We start from the raw sequence: 16,066 nt of genomic DNA on the forward strand, positions 1-16,066 counted from the left end.
GCTCTACCTCACCTCTGCTCGCCGGTACGGACGACGGCCGCGCCGGCACCGGCGGCGAGTGTCGATTCCCTCTCGATCTCGGCCGAAACCGCGTCGCCGTTGTGCTGCCGCAGCGGCACCTCCTTGATGAAGGCGACCGCGATCAACGCGATCAACGCGAAGGGTGCGGCGGTCAGGAAGATGTCACCGGCACCGTGGCCGTACGCGCTCTCCACCACGGCCCGCAGCGGGCCGGGCAGGGTGTGCACGTCGGGCAGGGCGCCGCCGCTGCCCGAGCTGGAGGCGGGGATGCCGAGCTGGGCCAGCCCGTCGGCGGTGTAGTCCTTGACCTTGTGGGCGAGGACCGCGCCGAGCGCGGAGACGCCGATCGCGCCACCGAGGCTGCGGAAGAACGCGACCACCGAGCTGGCCGCGCCGAGCTCGTGCGGGCCGACGGTGTTCTGCACGGCGAGGACCAGGTTCTGCATCGTCATGCCCAAGCCCACACCGATGACCGCCATGTAGACGCTGAGCAGGGCGAAACTGGTGTCCGCGCGCAGCGTGCCCATCAGCGCGAAGCCGACGGTGAGCAGCGCCGAGCCGATCACCAGGTACCGCTTCCAGCGGCCGGTCTTGGTGATGACCCGTCCGATCACGGTGGAGGCGACCAGCAGGCCGAGGATCATCGGCAGGGTCATCAGGCCGGACATGGTCGGGCTCTGGCCGCGGCTGATCTGGAAGTACTGGCCCAGGAAGATCGACGCGCCGAACATCCCCACGCCGACCGCGATGCTGGCGACGACGGCGAGGGTGATGGTGCGGTTGCGGAACAGGCGCGGCGGGATCATCGGCTCGGCGGCCCGGGTCTCGACCCGGATCGCCAGCGCGCCGAGGAGCAACGCGCCGAGGACCATGGCGGTGGTCTGCCAGGACGCCCAGGCGAACTGGTCACCGGCGAGCGAGACCCAGATCAGGAGCAGCGACACGGCAGCGGTGATCAGGGTGGCACCCCACCAGTCGATCTCGGCCTTCCGCTTGACCACGGGAAGGTGCAGGGTCTTCTGCAGCACGATCAGGGCCACGATGGCGAACGGCACGCCCACGTAGAAGCACCAGCGCCAGCCGAGCCAGGACGTGTCCACGATCACGCCGCCGATCAGCGGGCCGCCGATGGTGCCGACGGCCATCACGGCCCCGAGGTAGCCGCTGTAGCGGCCCCGCTCGCGCGGCGCGATCATCGTGGCCATGATCACCTGGGCCAGTGCGGTGAGACCGCCGGCGCCGATGCCCTGCAACACGCGGCAGGCGATCAGCTCGCCGGTGCCCTGGGCGAGGCCGGCCAGGACCGAGCCCAGCACGTAGATGCCCAGGGCGAGCTGGACGAGTGTCTTCTTGCTGGTCAGGTCGGCCAGTTTGCCCCAGATCGGGGTGGTCGCGGTCGTCGCGAGCAGGGCCGAGGTGACCACCCAGGTGTACGCGGACTGGCCGCCGTGCAGCTCGGTGATGATCCGCGGCAGCGCGTTCGAGATGACCGTGGAGGAGAGGATCGCGACGAACAGGCCCAGCAGCAGGCCGGAGAGTGCCTCCAGGATCTGCCGGTGGGTCATGTCGACGGCGGTCGCCTTGGTGGGCGCTGTCGCCTGGCTCATCGTTTGGTGCCTCCGAGCGGAGTCGAGGTGGAACGGCGGCGAGCTGACATGCGGGCCGCCTGAGAGTTGCCTGGGGCAACCGTATGCTTGGTTGCCTCAGGCAACAACCTGAGGAGCGGGTGCCGTATTCCCCGTCACCCCGGGTTCAGGACCAGGAGTCGTTGAGCCGGCCGAGCAGCCGGGCGAGCTCCTCGATGTCCCGCTCCGGCCAGCCGTCCAGCGCGCGCACGAACTCGCCCAGCCGGGCGGCCCTGGCCACGTCGAACCGGTGCTGCCCCTCCTCGGTGAGGCTGATCTGCGCGGCCCGCCGATCACTCGGGTCCGGATCGCGGTAGACCAGGCCGAGGACCTCCAGGGCGTTGATCTGTCGGCTCAACGTCCCCTTGCCCACACCGAGGCGCGCCGCCAACTCGGTCAACCGGATCGACCCACTGCGCCGCAACCAGAGCAGCAGCCCGTAGGTGTTCGGCTCCAGGTTCGGGTGCACCTCGCGGGCGATCTCCCAGGAGACCGCCCGCCCACGACGCAGGAGGGCGGTCAACTCGTGCTCGACCGCCCGGATCGGTTCCGGCAGGTGCTCGTCCACGGCGTAGAGACTACGGCGACGTCGGCGCGGAGTCGGCCGAGAGTCGACGCCGCATCACGGTGCGTAGGTGCCCGTCTCTCGTGGTGCCCTCGATGACCACGTCCGCCCCGCGCCCCCGGTGCGTCAGGGTGGCGACCGCGTTGCCGAAGTACGGCCCGGCCAGCTTGCGCCAGCGCACACTCGGTCGGCGCACACCGGCGGACCGCGCCAGCGCCCGGGTGGCACCCGCCGGACCGGCCGACCAGCCCATCTTCATCAACGGACGGATGCCGGCCGGCACCTGGTTGTGGATCGGTGAACAGGTGAGCTGGTGCACGGGCGTGACCACCGCCGGGTCGCCGAACCGGGCCCGGGCCACGTACGAGTGGTGCACGTCGCCGGAGAGCACACTGATCGAGGCCGGTGGGGCGTACGCCGGACCGGCGCCGATGCGGGCTCCGGACTCGCGAGGGGTGCCGGTGCCGATCCGGGCGAAGGTCTCCGCCAGCCCTTCGAAGGAGCGCCGGAACGCCGCCCAGTGCTCCAGATCCAGGGCGCGGCGCAGCTTCTCCGCCCCGCGCGCCACCCACGGGCGGCGGGACTCCGCCAGCTTCTCGTTCCACGCCTCGATGTGGTGGATGCCCTGGGGCAGCAGCCAGGGCAGCGAGGCGCCGACCACCAGGTGGTCGTAGACCCCGTGCGCCTGGTCCAGGAACCAGGACCACTCGCCCGGTGGCAGCATCGCCCGGCCGCCCGGGTCGAGCACCCGGCTGCACCGGTTGTCGAGCATGACCAGGCGGGTGCGGCCCAGGTCGAGTGCGTAACTCCACTGGTACTGCACCGCGCGCCAGCGCTCGGTGTCGTGCGCCACGTCCGACTCCTGGTCGACCCGGTGCCCGAACTCGCGCAGCACGCCCGTGGCGTCCTCGGCGGCGACCACCTTCGCGAAGACCGGGTCGGCGGTGATCTCGTCGGGGGAGAGGTTGCCCAGGTGCTGGTAGACCCAGTACGAGGCGAGCCCGCTGCCGATCCGCTCCTGCCACCACGGCTGCTCGCGGACGTCCGCCCGCCAGGCCGCCGAGGTGTTCCAGTCGTCGATGATCTCGTGGTCGTCGAAGATCATCACGCTCGGCACGGTGGAGAGCAGCCAGCGGATCTCCGGATCACGCCAGGACTCCAGGTAGAGCTTGGTGTACTCGTCGAAGCTCACCACCTGGTCGGCCGGGGCGCCCTTCGGACGCCGCCGACGACGGCGCAGCAACCGGCGCACGGTGGGCGAGGTGACGTCGGCGTAGACCTGGTCACCGAGCAGCACCAGCAGATCCGGCAGCGGATTCGACTCCGGGTCGGCCATCAGTCGCCGGGCGTACGCGTCCAGCGCGTCCGGTGGCAACTTGCGGGTGGTGGCGTGCTGGGTCGTCTCCCGACACGACCCGAAGATCAGGCTGACCGGCTGGTCCCGGTCGTCGGCGGCCCGGGTGCGGATCACGCTCGGCGGAAAACCGCTGCTCGGCACCGGCCAGACCAACTCGTCGTCGACGAGCACCTCGTAGGTGGTCTCGCTGTCCGGGGTGAGCCCCTCCACGACCACGAGGGCGTAGTGGTGGTCGTACGCCGAGAAGGTGGGTGCGGTGCCGGTGGCGCCGCCCGCCGTGCGGACGGTGACCACGGCGGGCGCGGCGGTCTCCACCCAGACGGTCGCTCGGGTGTCCACCACTCGCCGCAGGAGTGGGCCGATGAGGAGGTGTGCGGCGGGCATGCGGCCGAGCCTACCGCCGGTTTCCGGCACCGGCCGGGTGCGGTGGTGGAGACCCCGGCCACCGCCCCGGAGTGCGGTGGTGGAGACCCCGGCCACCGCCCCGGAGTGCGGCGGCGGAGACTCCGGACACCGCTCGGGGTGCGGTGGCTGGGACGCGGTCGCCCGCATCTGACAGGATTCCGGCATGGCCGAATATCTCGTCCTCGCTCTGGTCCTGCTCGGTGTGCTGATCGCCGGCACAGTCGGGCTGGTCGTCCCGCGACTGCGGCGGCGGCCCGAGCCCCCGTTGCCGCGCACGGAGGTCGACACCAGGGCAGAGGAGGATCTCGCCGGCCCGCCGGTCGAGGCACCGGAGTCCGATCTGTCCACCGGTGTCCTGGTCGAGCCGCCGCCGGTCGTCGAGGTCCCCGTCGAGGTCCCCGAGCCGACCGCCGGGCGGCTGGTCCGGCTGCGTTCGCGGCTGTCCCGCTCGCAGAACGTCTTCGGTAAGGGCCTGCTCGGCCTGCTCGCCCGCGACCACCTCGACGAGGACGTCTGGGAGGAGATCGAGGACAGCCTCATCACCGCCGACGTCGGCGTCGACGCCACCCGCGACATCGTCGACCGGCTCCGGGAGCGCACCCGCGTGCTCGGCACCCGCTCGGCCTCCGAGCTGCGGGCACTGCTCGCCGCCGAGTTGGTCAACGCGCTCGACCCGACCCTGGACCGCTCGTTGCGGACCGCCCCGAAGGACGGAGTGCCGGCGGTCGTCCTGGTCGTCGGCGTCAACGGCGCCGGCAAGACCACCACCTGCGGCAAGATCGCCCGCGTGCTCGTCGCCGACGGCCGCAGCGTGCTGCTCGGCGCGGCGGACACCTTCCGCGCCGCCGCCGCCGACCAGTTGGAGACCTGGGGTTCACGCGTCGGCGCGGAGACCGTCCGGGGCCCCGAGGCCGCCGACCCGGCCAGCGTCGCCTTCGACGCGGTCAAGCGCGGCATCGACACCGGCGTGGACACCGTGCTCATCGACACCGCCGGCCGACTGCAGAACAAGGTCGGCCTGATGGATGAGCTGGGCAAGGTGAAGCGGGTGGTGGAGAAGCAGGGGCCGATCGACGAGACACTGCTCATCCTCGACGCCACCACCGGCCAGAACGGTCTGGAGCAGGCCCGGGTCTTCACCGAGGTGGTCAACGTGACCGGCGTGGCGTTGACCAAGCTCGACGGCACCGCGAAGGGCGGCATCGTGATCGCCGTGCAACGCAAGCTCGGCATCCCCGTGAAGCTGGTCGGCCTCGGTGAGGGCAAGGACGACCTGGCCCCGTTCGACCCGGCGCAGTTCGTCGACGCCTTGCTGGGGACCGAGGCCGCCGGACGGGACGCGTAGTCTCGGGTGTCCAGTGACAACCGCGCGTACGCGGGCTGGCGTGAGCCCGGCCACCCCTCGCAGCGCCTCGGGAGACCGTACGTGACTTCGCAGGAGATCCCGCTGCACGGCGGCAACGTGAGCACCGTCGTCCGGGTCGGTGACACCGTCCGCCGCAACGCCGGGCCGTGGACACCGTCCGTGCACGCCCTGCTGCGCCACCTGGAGTACGTGGGCTTCACCGGCGCACCGAGAGCGCTCGGCATGGACGAACGCAACCGCGAGGTGCTGTCGTACCTGGAGGGGGAGTGCGGGGAGTACCCGCTCGCCCCGCACTGGGTGACCGACGAGGCGCTGGTGACCGTCGCGACGATGCTCCGGATGTTCCACGACGCCCAGTACGGCTTCACCCCGCCGCCCGGGGCGGTCTGGCGGTCGTTCGGCCCCCCGCCACCGGACACCGAGGTCATCTGCCACCACGACGCCGCGCCGCACAACGTGATCTGGCGGCCCGACGGCACCCTCGGGCTGATCGACTTCGACCTCGCCTCGCCCGGCGCGCGGATCTACGACGTGGCGTACGCGGCCTGGACCTGGGTGCCGATCTTCGCGGACCGGGACTCGATCACGCTGGGCTGGAAGCACCCGGACCGGCCGCGGCGGCTCCGGCTCTTCGCCGACGCGTACGGGCTGATCCCCCGCGACCGGCACCGGCTGATCCGGACCATCCGCAAGCGGATCGTGGACCACGTCGAGGGCATCCGTCGGATGGCCGCCGCCGGTGAGCCGGCGTTCGTCCGGATCGTGCACAAGGGCCACCTGCGTCGACCGATGCGCGATCTGCGGCTGCTCGACTACGAGCGGCACGCGCTGGAGAACGCCCTCCGCTGAGTGGTCGACCGGTCGATGCTCGGGCGGTTCCGTGGAACGGACCGGTCGATGGGTCGGGCCGGTCGGCCATCGACGTCCGCCGTCCGGGCGATCCACCACCGTCCATGCCGCTGAGTGTGCGGAGTTCGTGACACGTACGAAACAACCCGTCACGAATTGGAAACCCGCCCGGGACCCTGGGTGAAACAGCCGGCAACAAAGCTTCCGCGCAACCGGCCTACGGGCGACGCTGCCCCGGAAAGCCGCGAAGGAGGACTTCACCTTTAGGAGGCCAGCGTGCCTGAAGCACCGACGATCGACGGCGCCAATACCACGTGGCTGCTGGTTTCGACCGCGCTCGTGCTGCTCATGACCCCCGGACTGGCGCTGTTCTACGGCGGCCTCAACCGGGCCAAGGGCGTACTCAACATGATGATGATGAGCTTCTCCGCCATCGGGCTCATCTCCATTCTGTGGTGGTTCTACGGATTCAGCGTCGCCTTCGGGGCCGACGTGAACGGTTTCTGGGGCGACCCGGGCGCGTACCTCGGCACCAAGACCTTCCTCGCCGAGACCGACCTGTGGGGTGCCACGGCGGAGAACCCCAGCGGCATCGGGGTTCCGCTCTACGTGTTCATGGCCTTCCAGATGGTCTTCGCGGTGATCACCGTCGCGCTGATCAGCGGCGCCATCGCCGACCGGGCCAAGTTCGCCGGCTGGCTGCTGTTCGCCTTCGGTTGGGCCACCCTGGTCTACTTCCCGGTCGCCCACTGGGTGTGGGGCGGCGGCATCATCGGCGGTGACATCCACGCGCTGGACTTCGCCGGTGGCACCGCGGTGCACATCAACGCCGGTGCGGCGGCCCTGGCCGTGGCGCTGGTGCTCGGCAAGCGGCTCGGTTGGCCGCGGGAGGGCATGAAGCCGCACAACATCCCGCTGGTCGCGCTCGGTGCGGGTCTGCTGTGGTTCGGCTGGTTCGGGTTCAACGCCGGCTCGGAGCTGACCGTCGACTCGGTCGCCGGCCTCGCCTTCATCAACACCCAGCTCGCCACGGCGGCGGCCGTGCTCGGTTGGATCGCCGTCGAGTGGGTCAAGACCCGCAAGCCGACGATGGTCGGTGCGTCGTCCGGCGCCGTCGCCGGCCTGGTCGCCATCACCCCGGCCTGTGGCTTCATCGCCCCGTGGGCGTCCGTCCTGCTCGGCATCGTCGCCGGTGCCGTGTGCGCGCTGGCCGTCAGCCTCAAGTACAAGCTCGGCTACGACGACTCGCTCGACGTCGTCGGCGTGCACTTCGTCGGTGGCTGGATCGGGTCGCTCTGGCTCGGTCTGTTCGCCACCAACTCGGTCAACGCCGCGATCACCGACGTGGTGGGCGCCTCCGACGGCCTCTTCTACGGCGGCGGCGTGACCCAGCTCGGACGGCAGGCGCTCGCCGGTCTGATCGTCACCGTCTGGTCCTTCGGCATCGCCTGGGTGCTCGCCTTCGTCATCGAGAAGACGATGGGCTTCCGGGTCAAGGCCGAGGCGGAGGTCGAGGGCATCGACATCGGCGAGCACGCCGAGAGTGGCTACGACCTGTCCCCGGCCGGTGGCGGCACGGGCGGCGCGTTCGCGATGGCCGGCATCGGCACCCCCGGTGGCGGTGCGACGAGTGGTGCCAAGCCGGAGGCGGAGCCCGCCGAGCCGGTCAGCGAAAAGGTCGCCGGTTAACGTTCCTGGGATGGAGGGGTTGGACATGAAGCTGGTGACCGCGGTCATCAAGCCGTACCAACTGGACGCGGTGAAGGAGGCCCTGCACGCCCTCGGGGTGGCCGGGCTGACCGTCAGCGAGGTCCAGGGGTACGGACGGCAGAAGGGGCACACCGAGGTCTACCGGGGTGCCGAGTACACGGTCGAGTTCCTGCCCAAGATCCGGGTCGAGGTGCTCACCGACGAGATCGACGTCGACAAGGTGGTGGACGCCATCGTCGGGGCGGCCCGCACGGGCAAGATCGGTGACGGCAAGGTGTGGGTCACCGGTGTCGAGGAGGTCGTCCGGGTACGTACCGGCGAGCGCGGCCTAGACGCGCTCTGACGGCCGACATGACCTCGTTGATCAGGAAGAACGCGTCAGGGCACGCCGCCGATGGTGACGCGAACCTCCTGGTCAACGAGGTCGTCGGCGTCCGCGCCGGGATCGGGGAGGCGGCTCGGCTCTCCCGGGCGGCGGCGTACGAGGCGTTCCTGCGGGGGTTGCTGCCCGCGCGGGACGGGGTGGCGCTGCTCGCCGTCGGCGGGTTGGGGCGGCGGCAGTGCGCCCCGTACGGCGACCTCGACCTCGTCCTGCTGCACGCCGGGGTGCCCGGCACCGACGAGTTGGCCGCCTCGGTCTGGTACCCGATCTGGGACGCGGGCCTGCGGCTCGACCACTCGGTACGCACCGTCTCCGAGGCGCTGTCCGTCGCCCAGGACGACGTCAAGGTCGCCCTCGGGCTGCTCGACGCCCGCCTCGTGGTGGGTGACCAGGCGCTGGCCGACTCGCTGATCCGTACCGCCGCCGACCACTGGCGGCGCACCGCCGTCCGGCACCTGCCCGGCCTGCGCGAGATCACCGAGGCCCGCTGGCAGGCGCACGGCGAGCTGGCCTTCCTGTTGGAGGGCGACCTCAAGGAGGCCGCCGGCGGTCTACGCGACGTGGGGCTGCTGCGGGCGATCTCCGCCGCCGGCATCACCGACGCGCTGCGCCCCGCCGTGCGCGCCGCGCACCTGCGCCTGCTGGACACCCGCGACGCGCTGCACCAGCAGGTCGGCCGCCGGGTCGACCGGCTGGTCGCGCAGGAACGCGACGGGGTGGCTCGACTGCTCGGCCTGCGACACCTCCAGCCCGGCGCGTCCGACGCCGCGCGGCGGCCGGGAGCCGTCGTCGAGGACGGTGACGCCCTCCTGCGCCGGGTCGCCGGCGATGCCCGCACGGTCAGCCACGCGTTGGACGACGCGTTCCGCGCCGCCGACCGGTTGCGCTCCGGCCGGTCCCGCAACGGTGGCGGGCGCCCCGTGCGCCGCCCGGTGGCCCGCGACGTGGTCGAGCACGACGGTGAGCTGGTGCTCGCCCGCACGGCGATCGGGGCCCGCCCCGACCCGAGTCTCTCTTTACGGGTGGCCGCCGCGGCGGCCACCACCCGACTGCCGATCGCCCGGGCCACCTGTGAGTGGCTGGCGGCGTACTGCCCACCGCTGCCCGCGCCCTGGCCGGCCGATGCCCGGGCCGCGTTGACCACCCTCCTCGGCGCGGGTCCCGGCCTGGTGCCCGCCTGGGAGACCTGCGACCGGTACGGACTCGTCGACAACTGGCTGCCCGAGTGGACCCGGTTGCGCAGCCTGCCGCAGCACAACCCCGTGCACCGCTACACCCTCGACCGGCACCTCGTGCAGACCGCGTACGAGGCCAGCCGGCACTCCCGCGAGGTGGAGCGCCCCGACCTGCTGCTCCTCGGCGCGCTCCTGCACGACATCGGCAAGGGGCTCACCGGTGACCACAGCACCGTCGGCGTGCCACTGGCCCAGGAGGCGGCGACCCGGATCGGCCTGCCCCCCGCCGAGGTCGACCTGATCGGCACGCTGGTCCGGTTGCACCTGCTGCTGCCCGACGTGGCCACCCGCCGGGACCTGACCGACCCGGTCACCATCGCCTCGGTGGCCGAGGCGGTGGGAGACACCGGCACCCTCGACCTGCTGCACGCGCTGGTCCGCGCCGACGCGGCGGCGACCGGGCCGGCGGCCTGGTCGGACTGGAAGGGTCGACTCGTCGCCGAGTTGGTCGCCCGGGTCCGTACCGCACTGGACACCGGCGTACTCCCCGAACCACCCACCCCGGACCCGGCGCTGCTGGCCGGGCCGCTACCGGTCGTCCACCTGACCGGTGACCGGGTGTCGGTCGCCGCGGCCGACCGGAGGGGCCTGCTCGCCACGGTGGCCGGCTGCCTGGCCCTGCACCGGATGGAGGTGATCTCCGCCGACGCCTCGGTGGTCGACGGCCGGGCCCTGGTCGAGTGCCGGGTGCAGCCCCGTTACGGCCTCCCGCCGGACCCGGTCCCGCTCCGCGCCGACCTGCGCCGGGCCGTCGGCGGCGACGTGTCGGTGACGCAGCGGCTGCGCGGCCGTGCGCTCGCCGCCCGGGGCGACGGGGCTGCTCCACGGGTCGTCTGGCACCGGGAGGCGGCCACCGACGCGGTGCTGCTGGAGTTGCGTGCCGCCGACGCCGCCGGGCTGCTCTACCGGGTGACCTGCGCGCTCGACGAGGCGGGCGCCCTGGTCCGCGCAGCCCGCATCTCCACTCTCGGCGCCGACGTGGTCGACGCCTTCTACCTGGTCGGCGGCTGGCCGGACGACGACACCCGGGCCCGTCTGGAGGCCGCGGTCCTCGCCGCCGTCTGACCGACGGTTGGCTGGCGTCTGACCGGCCTGCCCCATGATCAACTCGGTTTCGGCGAAATTGCGGTATCGCGGGCGCTGGGATACCGCAGTTTCGGGGAAGTCGTGTCGATCACTTGGGTTGCGGGTGTTGGTTGGTGGGGCATCCCGCAGCCGATACGTCGGCGGACGTAGTCGCTGTGCCGCTGCTGGACGGACGACGGGTGCCCCCGGCGCGGGCAGAATGGCGGCCATGCGACCAGGTGGGCGGTGGGGATGGCCGGATGTCGTGCCGCCCCTGGTGCTGTTCGCGTTCGGGCTGCTCGCCACCGGGCTGGCCGGAGAGAACCAGCCGGGGTCCAGGCCGGTGGACGCGTCCTGTCGGGCACTGATCGCGGTCGCCGCGCTCGCCCTGCTGCTCCGGCGACGCGCCCCGGTGCCCGTCCTGGCCGTGGTCACCGTGGCCACCTCGACGTACCTGGTGCTCGGCTACCCGTACGGGCCGATCCTGCTCGCGTTCCTGCTCGCGGTGTACACCGTGGCGGTGCGACTGCCGGTTCGCCCGGCGGCGCTCGCGGCCGGGGGCGCGTTCGTCCTGTTGGTGGCGCACGTCTTCGTCGCCCGAGGCCCGGCGCCGGGCTGGGCGGGAGTGCTGCCCGCGTCGGCCTGGGTGGTCGTACCGTTCGCGGTGGGTGTGGTGGTGCGGGTCAGTCGGGAGTCGGCCGCGCGTACCCGCGCCGAGGAGGCCCGCGCCCGTGCCGAACAGGCTCGTCGGCAGGCCGACGAGGAGCGGCTGCGCATCGCGCAGGAGGTGCATGACGTGGTGGGGCACGGGCTGGCCGCGATCAGCATGCAGGCGGAGATCGCCCTGCACCTGCTGCCGAAGCGGCCGGAGCAGGCGGAGACCGCGTTGACCGCGATCAGCCGGACCAGCCGGGAGGCGCTCGACGAGCTCCGGGTCACCCTCGGGGCGGTACGGCAGGGCGCCGAGCGCGGGCCGGTGCCCGGTCTGGCCCGGCTCCCGGCGTTGCGTGACCGGCTGGCCGGTGCCGGGCTCGCCGTGCGGACGCGGGTGGTCGGCGACCCTCGGGTGTTGCCCGCCGCGGTGGACCTGACCGCGTACCGGGTGGTGCAGGAGGCGTTGACGAACGTGCTGCGGCATGCGGGGGTGACCAGCGCCGAGGTGACCGTGGACTACCGCGCCGACGAGGTGACGGTCGAGGTGGCCGACGAGGGCGCCGGGAAGGCTCCGGCCGACGAAGGGAGCGGGCACGGTCTGGCCGGGATGCGGGAGCGGGTCGAGGCGCTGGGCGGGCGGTTGGACACCGGGCCGCGCCCCGGTGGCGGTTTCCGGGTGTACGCCCGGCTACCCGTGGAGTCGACCACGTGATCCGGGTGCTGGTCGCCGACGACCAGGACCTGGTCCGGCTCGGCCTGCGCGCGCTGGTGGAGAGCGAGGACGACCTGGCGCTCGCCGGTGAGGCCGCCGACGGGCTGCGGGCGGTCGAGCTGGCCCGCCGGGAGCGGCCGGACGTCGTGCTGATGGACATCCGGATGCCCGGCATCGACGGCATCGAGGCGACCCGGCGGATCGTCGCCGATCCCGACCTGACCGGCACGCGGGTGGTGGTGCTCACCACCTTCGAGCTGGACGAGTACGTCTTCGACGCGTTGCGGCACGGCGCGAGCGGCTTCCTCACCAAGGACACCCGGCCGGTCGACCTGCTGCGCGCGATCCGGTTGGTCGCCGAGGGGGAGGCGCTGCTGTCGCCGTCGGTGACCCGCCGGGTGGTGCGGGAGTTCGCCACCCGGCCGTCCCGGGTGCTTCGCCCGCACCCCCGGCTGGACACGCTCACCGACCGGGAACGCCAGGTCGTCGGCCTCGTCGGGGAGGGACTGAACAACGAGGAGATCGCCGCCCGGTTGGTGGTCAGCCCGGCGACCGCGCGGACCCACGTCAGCCGGGCGATGGGCAAGCTGGGAGCCCGGGACCGGGCCCAGCTCGTCGTCTTCGCGTACCAATCGGGGTTGGTCTCGGGGTGAGGCCCGGGCCGCCAGCGGCCTTGCGGGTGGCCGGTTACCCTAGCGGTGGCCGGACTCCGCAGTGCCGGCCGGGTTGTGCCCGCCGGAACACTGACAAACGGGATGTTCGCGTGTTTGACACCTTGAGTGACCGCCTGTCCGGGATCTTCACCAAGCTCCGCGGCAAGGGACGGCTCACCGACGCCGACATCGACGCCACCGCGCGCGAGATCCGCCTCGCGCTGCTGGAGGCGGACGTCGCGCTGCCGGTGGTCAAGGGCTTCATCGCGGCCGTGAAGGAGCGGGCCCGCAGCGCCGAGGTCTCCCAGGCGCTGAACCCGGCCCAGCAGATCATCAAGATCGTCAACGAAGAGCTGATCAACGTGCTCGGCGGCGAGGGTCGGCGACTCCAGTTCGCCAAGCAGCCGCCCACGGTGATCATGCTGGCCGGCCTTCAGGGTTCCGGTAAGACCACCCTCGCCGGCAAGCTGGCCCGTTGGCTCAAGGGCCAGGGGCACCAGCCGCTGCTGGTCGCCGCCGACCTCCAGCGCCCCAACGCCGTCGGGCAGCTCCAGGTGCTCGGTGGTCGGGCCGGTGTCGAGGTGTACGCCCCGGAGCCCGGCAACGGCACCGGTGACCCGGTGCAGGTGGCCCGCGCGTCGATCGAGCACGCGAAGCGCGCCGCCCGCGACATCGTCATCGTCGACACCGCCGGCCGACTCGGCATCGACGCCGAGATGATGCAGCAGGCCGCCGACATCCGCGACGCCGTCTCGCCGGACGAGGTCATCTTCGTCATCGACGCGATGGTCGGTCAGGACGCCGTCCGCACCGCCGAGGCGTTCCGCGACGGGGTCGGCATCACCGGTGTGGTCCTCTCCAAGCTCGACGGCGACGCCCGTGGTGGTGCCGCGCTGTCGGTGCGTGAGGTCACCGGGCAGCCGATCCTGTTCGCCTCCACCGGTGAGAAGCTGGAGGACTTCGACGTCTTCCACCCTGACCGGATGGCCAGCCGGATCCTCGGCATGGGCGACGTCCTCACTCTGATCGAGCAGGCCGAGCAGGCCTTCGACTCCGATCAGAAGGAGAAGATGACCGCCAAGCTGATGGGCGGCGAGCAGTTCACCCTGGACGACTTCCTCGACCAGCTCATCGCGGTGCGGCGGATGGGCCCGATCGCCAACGTGCTGGCCATGATGCCCGGCATGGGGCAGATGAAGGACCAGCTCTCCGAGCTGGACGACAGCCACTTCGACCGGGTCACCGCGATCATCCGGTCGATGACCCCGGGCGAACGGACCAACCCGAAGATCATCAACGGCTCCCGCCGGGCGCGCATCGCCAACGGCTCCGGGGTCACCGTGATGGACGTCAACCAACTGCTCAACCGCTTCGCCGACGCGCAGAAGATGATGAAGCAGATGGGCGGCATGATGGGCCTGCCCGGCGGCGGTCGGCGCAAGGCGACCAAGAGCCCGAAGAACAAGCGCAAGGGCACCAAAGGCGGCGGTCGTCCGCGCACCGGCGCCGGAATGCCGGGCGGCTTCCCCGGTGGCATGCCGCAGCTCCCGCCGGGCCTGGACCCGAACGACCTCGCCGCCGGCCAGGGCCTTCCGCCCGGCTTCAAGCTGCCGAAGATCGACTTCAACAAGCTCGGCAAGGGCGGCGACAAGGGCCCGCGCTGACCGCTCGGAAGAACGACCTGCTCGCCCCCGACGAGGGGTGATCGGGTAGGACTGTCGCATGGCCCTACATGTGCGCGGCGTACTGCTCCCCGACGACGAGGTCCGGGACATCTGGCTGGTCGACGACCGGGTGACCTTCACCCCGGTGCCCGACGCGGAGACGGTTGTCGACGGCGGCTACGTGCTGCCGGGGTTGGTCGACGCGCACTGCCACATCGGCATCGCCCGAGGTGGCGCCCCGATCACCTCACTCGACCAGGCGCGCGAGTTGGCCCGCCTGGACCGGGACGCCGGGGTGCTGGCCATCCGCGACGCCGGCTCGCCGTACCCGTACCCCGAACTCGACGACGAACCGGACCTCCCGCGACTGGCCCGCGCCGGCCGGCACGTCGCCCCGCCGAAGCGCTACCTGCGCGACATCGGCGTGGAGGTCGACGCGACCGAGGTCGCCGCGACGGTGGCCGCGCAGGCGAAGGCCGGCAACGGTTGGGTCAAGCTGGTCGGCGACTGGATCGACCGTGGTGTGGGTGACCTGGCCCCGGCCTGGGACGCGGACACCCTCACCGCCGCCGTGCGAGCGGCCCACGACGCCGGGGTACGCGCCGCGGTGCACACCTTCTCCGAATCCGCCGTCGAGATCATGGTGCGGGCCGGGGTGGACTCGGTGGAGCACGGCACCGGGCTCAGCCTCGACCTGATCGACGAGATGGCCCGGCAGGGCACCGCGCTCGTCCCCACAATGATCAATATCGCGACCTTCGGAGGCATCGCCGAGCAGGCGCGGGGCAAGTTCCCCGGGTACGCCGAACACATGCTGGCGTTGCGCGACGGTTTCCCCGAGGTGGTGCGCGCGGCGCACGAGGCGGGCGTACCGATCTACGTCGGCACCGACGCCGGCGGCGGCATCGACCACGGGCTGGCCGCCGAGGAGATGATGCTGCTGCACGAGCGCGCGGGCATGGCACCGATCGACGTGCTCGCCGCCGCCTCCTGGGGCGCCCGGGAATGGCTCGGCTTCCCCGGCCTGGTCGAGGGCGGCCTCGCCGACCTGACCGTCTACCCCGAGGACCCCCGCCGCGACCTACGCGTCGTCCGCGCCCCGTCCCGCACGATCCTCCGCGGCCGAGTCATCCGCTGACCCGGGGCGCGCCGTGTGGCGTGCGCCCTGCGCCCTGCGCCCTGTCCCGTGTCCCGTGTCCCGTGTCCCGTGTCCCGTGTCCCGTGTCCCGTGTCCCGTGTCCCGTGTCCCGTGCGCGGTGTGCGTGTGCCGTGCGCGTCGTGTGCCGTGTGCCGTGCGCGTCGTGTGCCGTGCGCCGTGCGCCGTGCGCGTCGTGCCCGTTCGCCGCGCGCGTCGTGCCCGCTTACCGCGCGCGTCGTGCGCCGTGCGCGTCGTGCGCCGTGCGCGTCGTGTGCCGTGCGCGTCGTGCCCGTTCGCCGCGCGCGTCGTGCCCGCTTACCGCGCGCGTCGTGCGCCGGGTCCCCCGCGCTCTGCGCCGCACTTCAAGATCCGCGCAACTTCGGTGAAGTTGCTGCCTCAGCGCCCAGCGAGACAGCACTTTCCCCGAAGTTGCGCGGATCTTGAAGGCGGAAGAGGGTGGAGCGGGCAGATCCCCCGCGAAGGGGTGTCCCGGGCTCAAGATCGCGCAAGAACCACGATGTAGTGGTGTCGTTGCGTCGGTGAGGCCCTACTCGAGGGTGACCTTGGCGGCGTTGCGTGCCCCAAGTCGTGCTTCCGGTCTCCGGGGCGGTGTTCGTCGTCAAGATCCGCGCAACATCCGGGATGTTGCTGTTTCCCGCGTGCTG

The 16,066-nt window shown here is 72.1% G+C and carries 12 protein-coding genes; 9 read left to right on the forward strand and 3 right to left on the reverse strand.

The window, feature by feature from the left end; all coding sequences use genetic code 11:
* Nucleotides 1–8: 8 nt before the first annotated feature.
* The 3 genes from O7616_RS11700 to O7616_RS11710 form a co-directional block, all read right to left on the reverse strand.
* Nucleotides 9–1,628 (reverse strand): MDR family MFS transporter, encoded by a 1,620-nt coding sequence (locus tag O7616_RS11700; RefSeq protein ID WP_282306821.1) that lies wholly within the window; start codon nucleotides 1,626–1,628, stop codon nucleotides 9–11.
* A 145-nt stretch (nucleotides 1,629–1,773) separates the two neighbouring features.
* The gene (locus O7616_RS11705; protein ID WP_231924400.1) at nucleotides 1,774–2,214 is read right to left on the reverse strand and encodes a MarR family transcriptional regulator; all 441 of its coding nucleotides are present in this window, start codon (nucleotides 2,212–2,214) and stop codon (nucleotides 1,774–1,776) included.
* A 10-nt stretch (nucleotides 2,215–2,224) separates the two neighbouring features.
* Nucleotides 2,225–3,952, reverse strand: coding sequence for an alkaline phosphatase D family protein (locus tag O7616_RS11710; RefSeq protein WP_282306822.1), 1,728 nt, complete (start codon nucleotides 3,950–3,952; stop codon nucleotides 2,225–2,227).
* Nucleotides 3,953–4,136: 184 nt separating this feature from the next.
* On the opposite strand from O7616_RS11710, the gene ftsY reads away from it, so the two are divergent.
* The 9 genes from ftsY to O7616_RS11755 all read left to right on the forward strand — a co-directional run bounded on the left by ftsY (nucleotide 4,137) and on the right by O7616_RS11755 (nucleotide 15,401).
* Nucleotides 4,137–5,318 carry a signal recognition particle-docking protein FtsY gene (ftsY, locus tag O7616_RS11715; RefSeq protein WP_282306823.1) on the forward strand — a complete coding sequence of 394 codons (1,182 nt, stop codon included), beginning with the start codon at nucleotides 4,137–4,139 and terminating at the stop codon, nucleotides 5,316–5,318.
* A 6-nt stretch (nucleotides 5,319–5,324) separates the two neighbouring features.
* Entirely contained in the window at nucleotides 5,325–6,188 is an 864-nt protein-coding gene (locus O7616_RS11720; protein ID WP_282261986.1) for an aminoglycoside phosphotransferase family protein, read from the forward strand.
* Between the two features lie 276 nt (nucleotides 6,189–6,464).
* A complete protein-coding gene (locus O7616_RS11725) occupies nucleotides 6,465–7,877 on the forward strand; it encodes an ammonium transporter (RefSeq protein ID WP_282306824.1) in 1,413 nt (470 codons plus the stop codon).
* Between the two features lie 25 nt (nucleotides 7,878–7,902).
* A complete protein-coding gene (locus tag O7616_RS11730) occupies nucleotides 7,903–8,241 on the forward strand; it encodes a P-II family nitrogen regulator (RefSeq protein ID WP_172862163.1) in 339 nt (112 codons plus the stop codon).
* An 8-nt stretch (nucleotides 8,242–8,249) separates the two neighbouring features.
* A complete protein-coding gene (locus tag O7616_RS11735) occupies nucleotides 8,250–10,580 on the forward strand; it encodes a [protein-PII] uridylyltransferase (protein WP_282261984.1) in 2,331 nt (776 codons plus the stop codon).
* 229 nt (nucleotides 10,581–10,809) lie between these two features.
* Nucleotides 10,810–11,946 (forward strand): sensor histidine kinase, encoded by a 1,137-nt coding sequence (locus tag O7616_RS11740; RefSeq protein ID WP_282306825.1) that lies wholly within the window; start codon nucleotides 10,810–10,812, stop codon nucleotides 11,944–11,946.
* Complete coding sequence (locus O7616_RS11745; RefSeq protein ID WP_282306826.1) at nucleotides 11,943–12,599, forward strand: response regulator transcription factor; 657 nt, start codon at nucleotides 11,943–11,945, stop codon at nucleotides 12,597–12,599. The genes O7616_RS11740 and O7616_RS11745 overlap by 4 nt, the downstream gene beginning before the upstream one ends.
* A 110-nt stretch (nucleotides 12,600–12,709) precedes the next feature.
* Nucleotides 12,710–14,263 (forward strand): signal recognition particle protein, encoded by a 1,554-nt coding sequence (gene ffh / locus O7616_RS11750; RefSeq protein ID WP_282306827.1) that lies wholly within the window; start codon nucleotides 12,710–12,712, stop codon nucleotides 14,261–14,263.
* Nucleotides 14,264–14,321: 58 nt separating this feature from the next.
* A complete protein-coding gene (locus tag O7616_RS11755; RefSeq protein ID WP_282306828.1) occupies nucleotides 14,322–15,401 on the forward strand; it encodes an amidohydrolase family protein in 1,080 nt (359 codons plus the stop codon).
* Nucleotides 15,402–16,066: the final 665 nt, after the last annotated feature.

This window comes from Micromonospora sp. WMMD964 (genome assembly GCF_029581455.1).
Taxonomy (GTDB): Bacteria; Actinomycetota; Actinomycetes; order Mycobacteriales; family Micromonosporaceae; genus Micromonospora.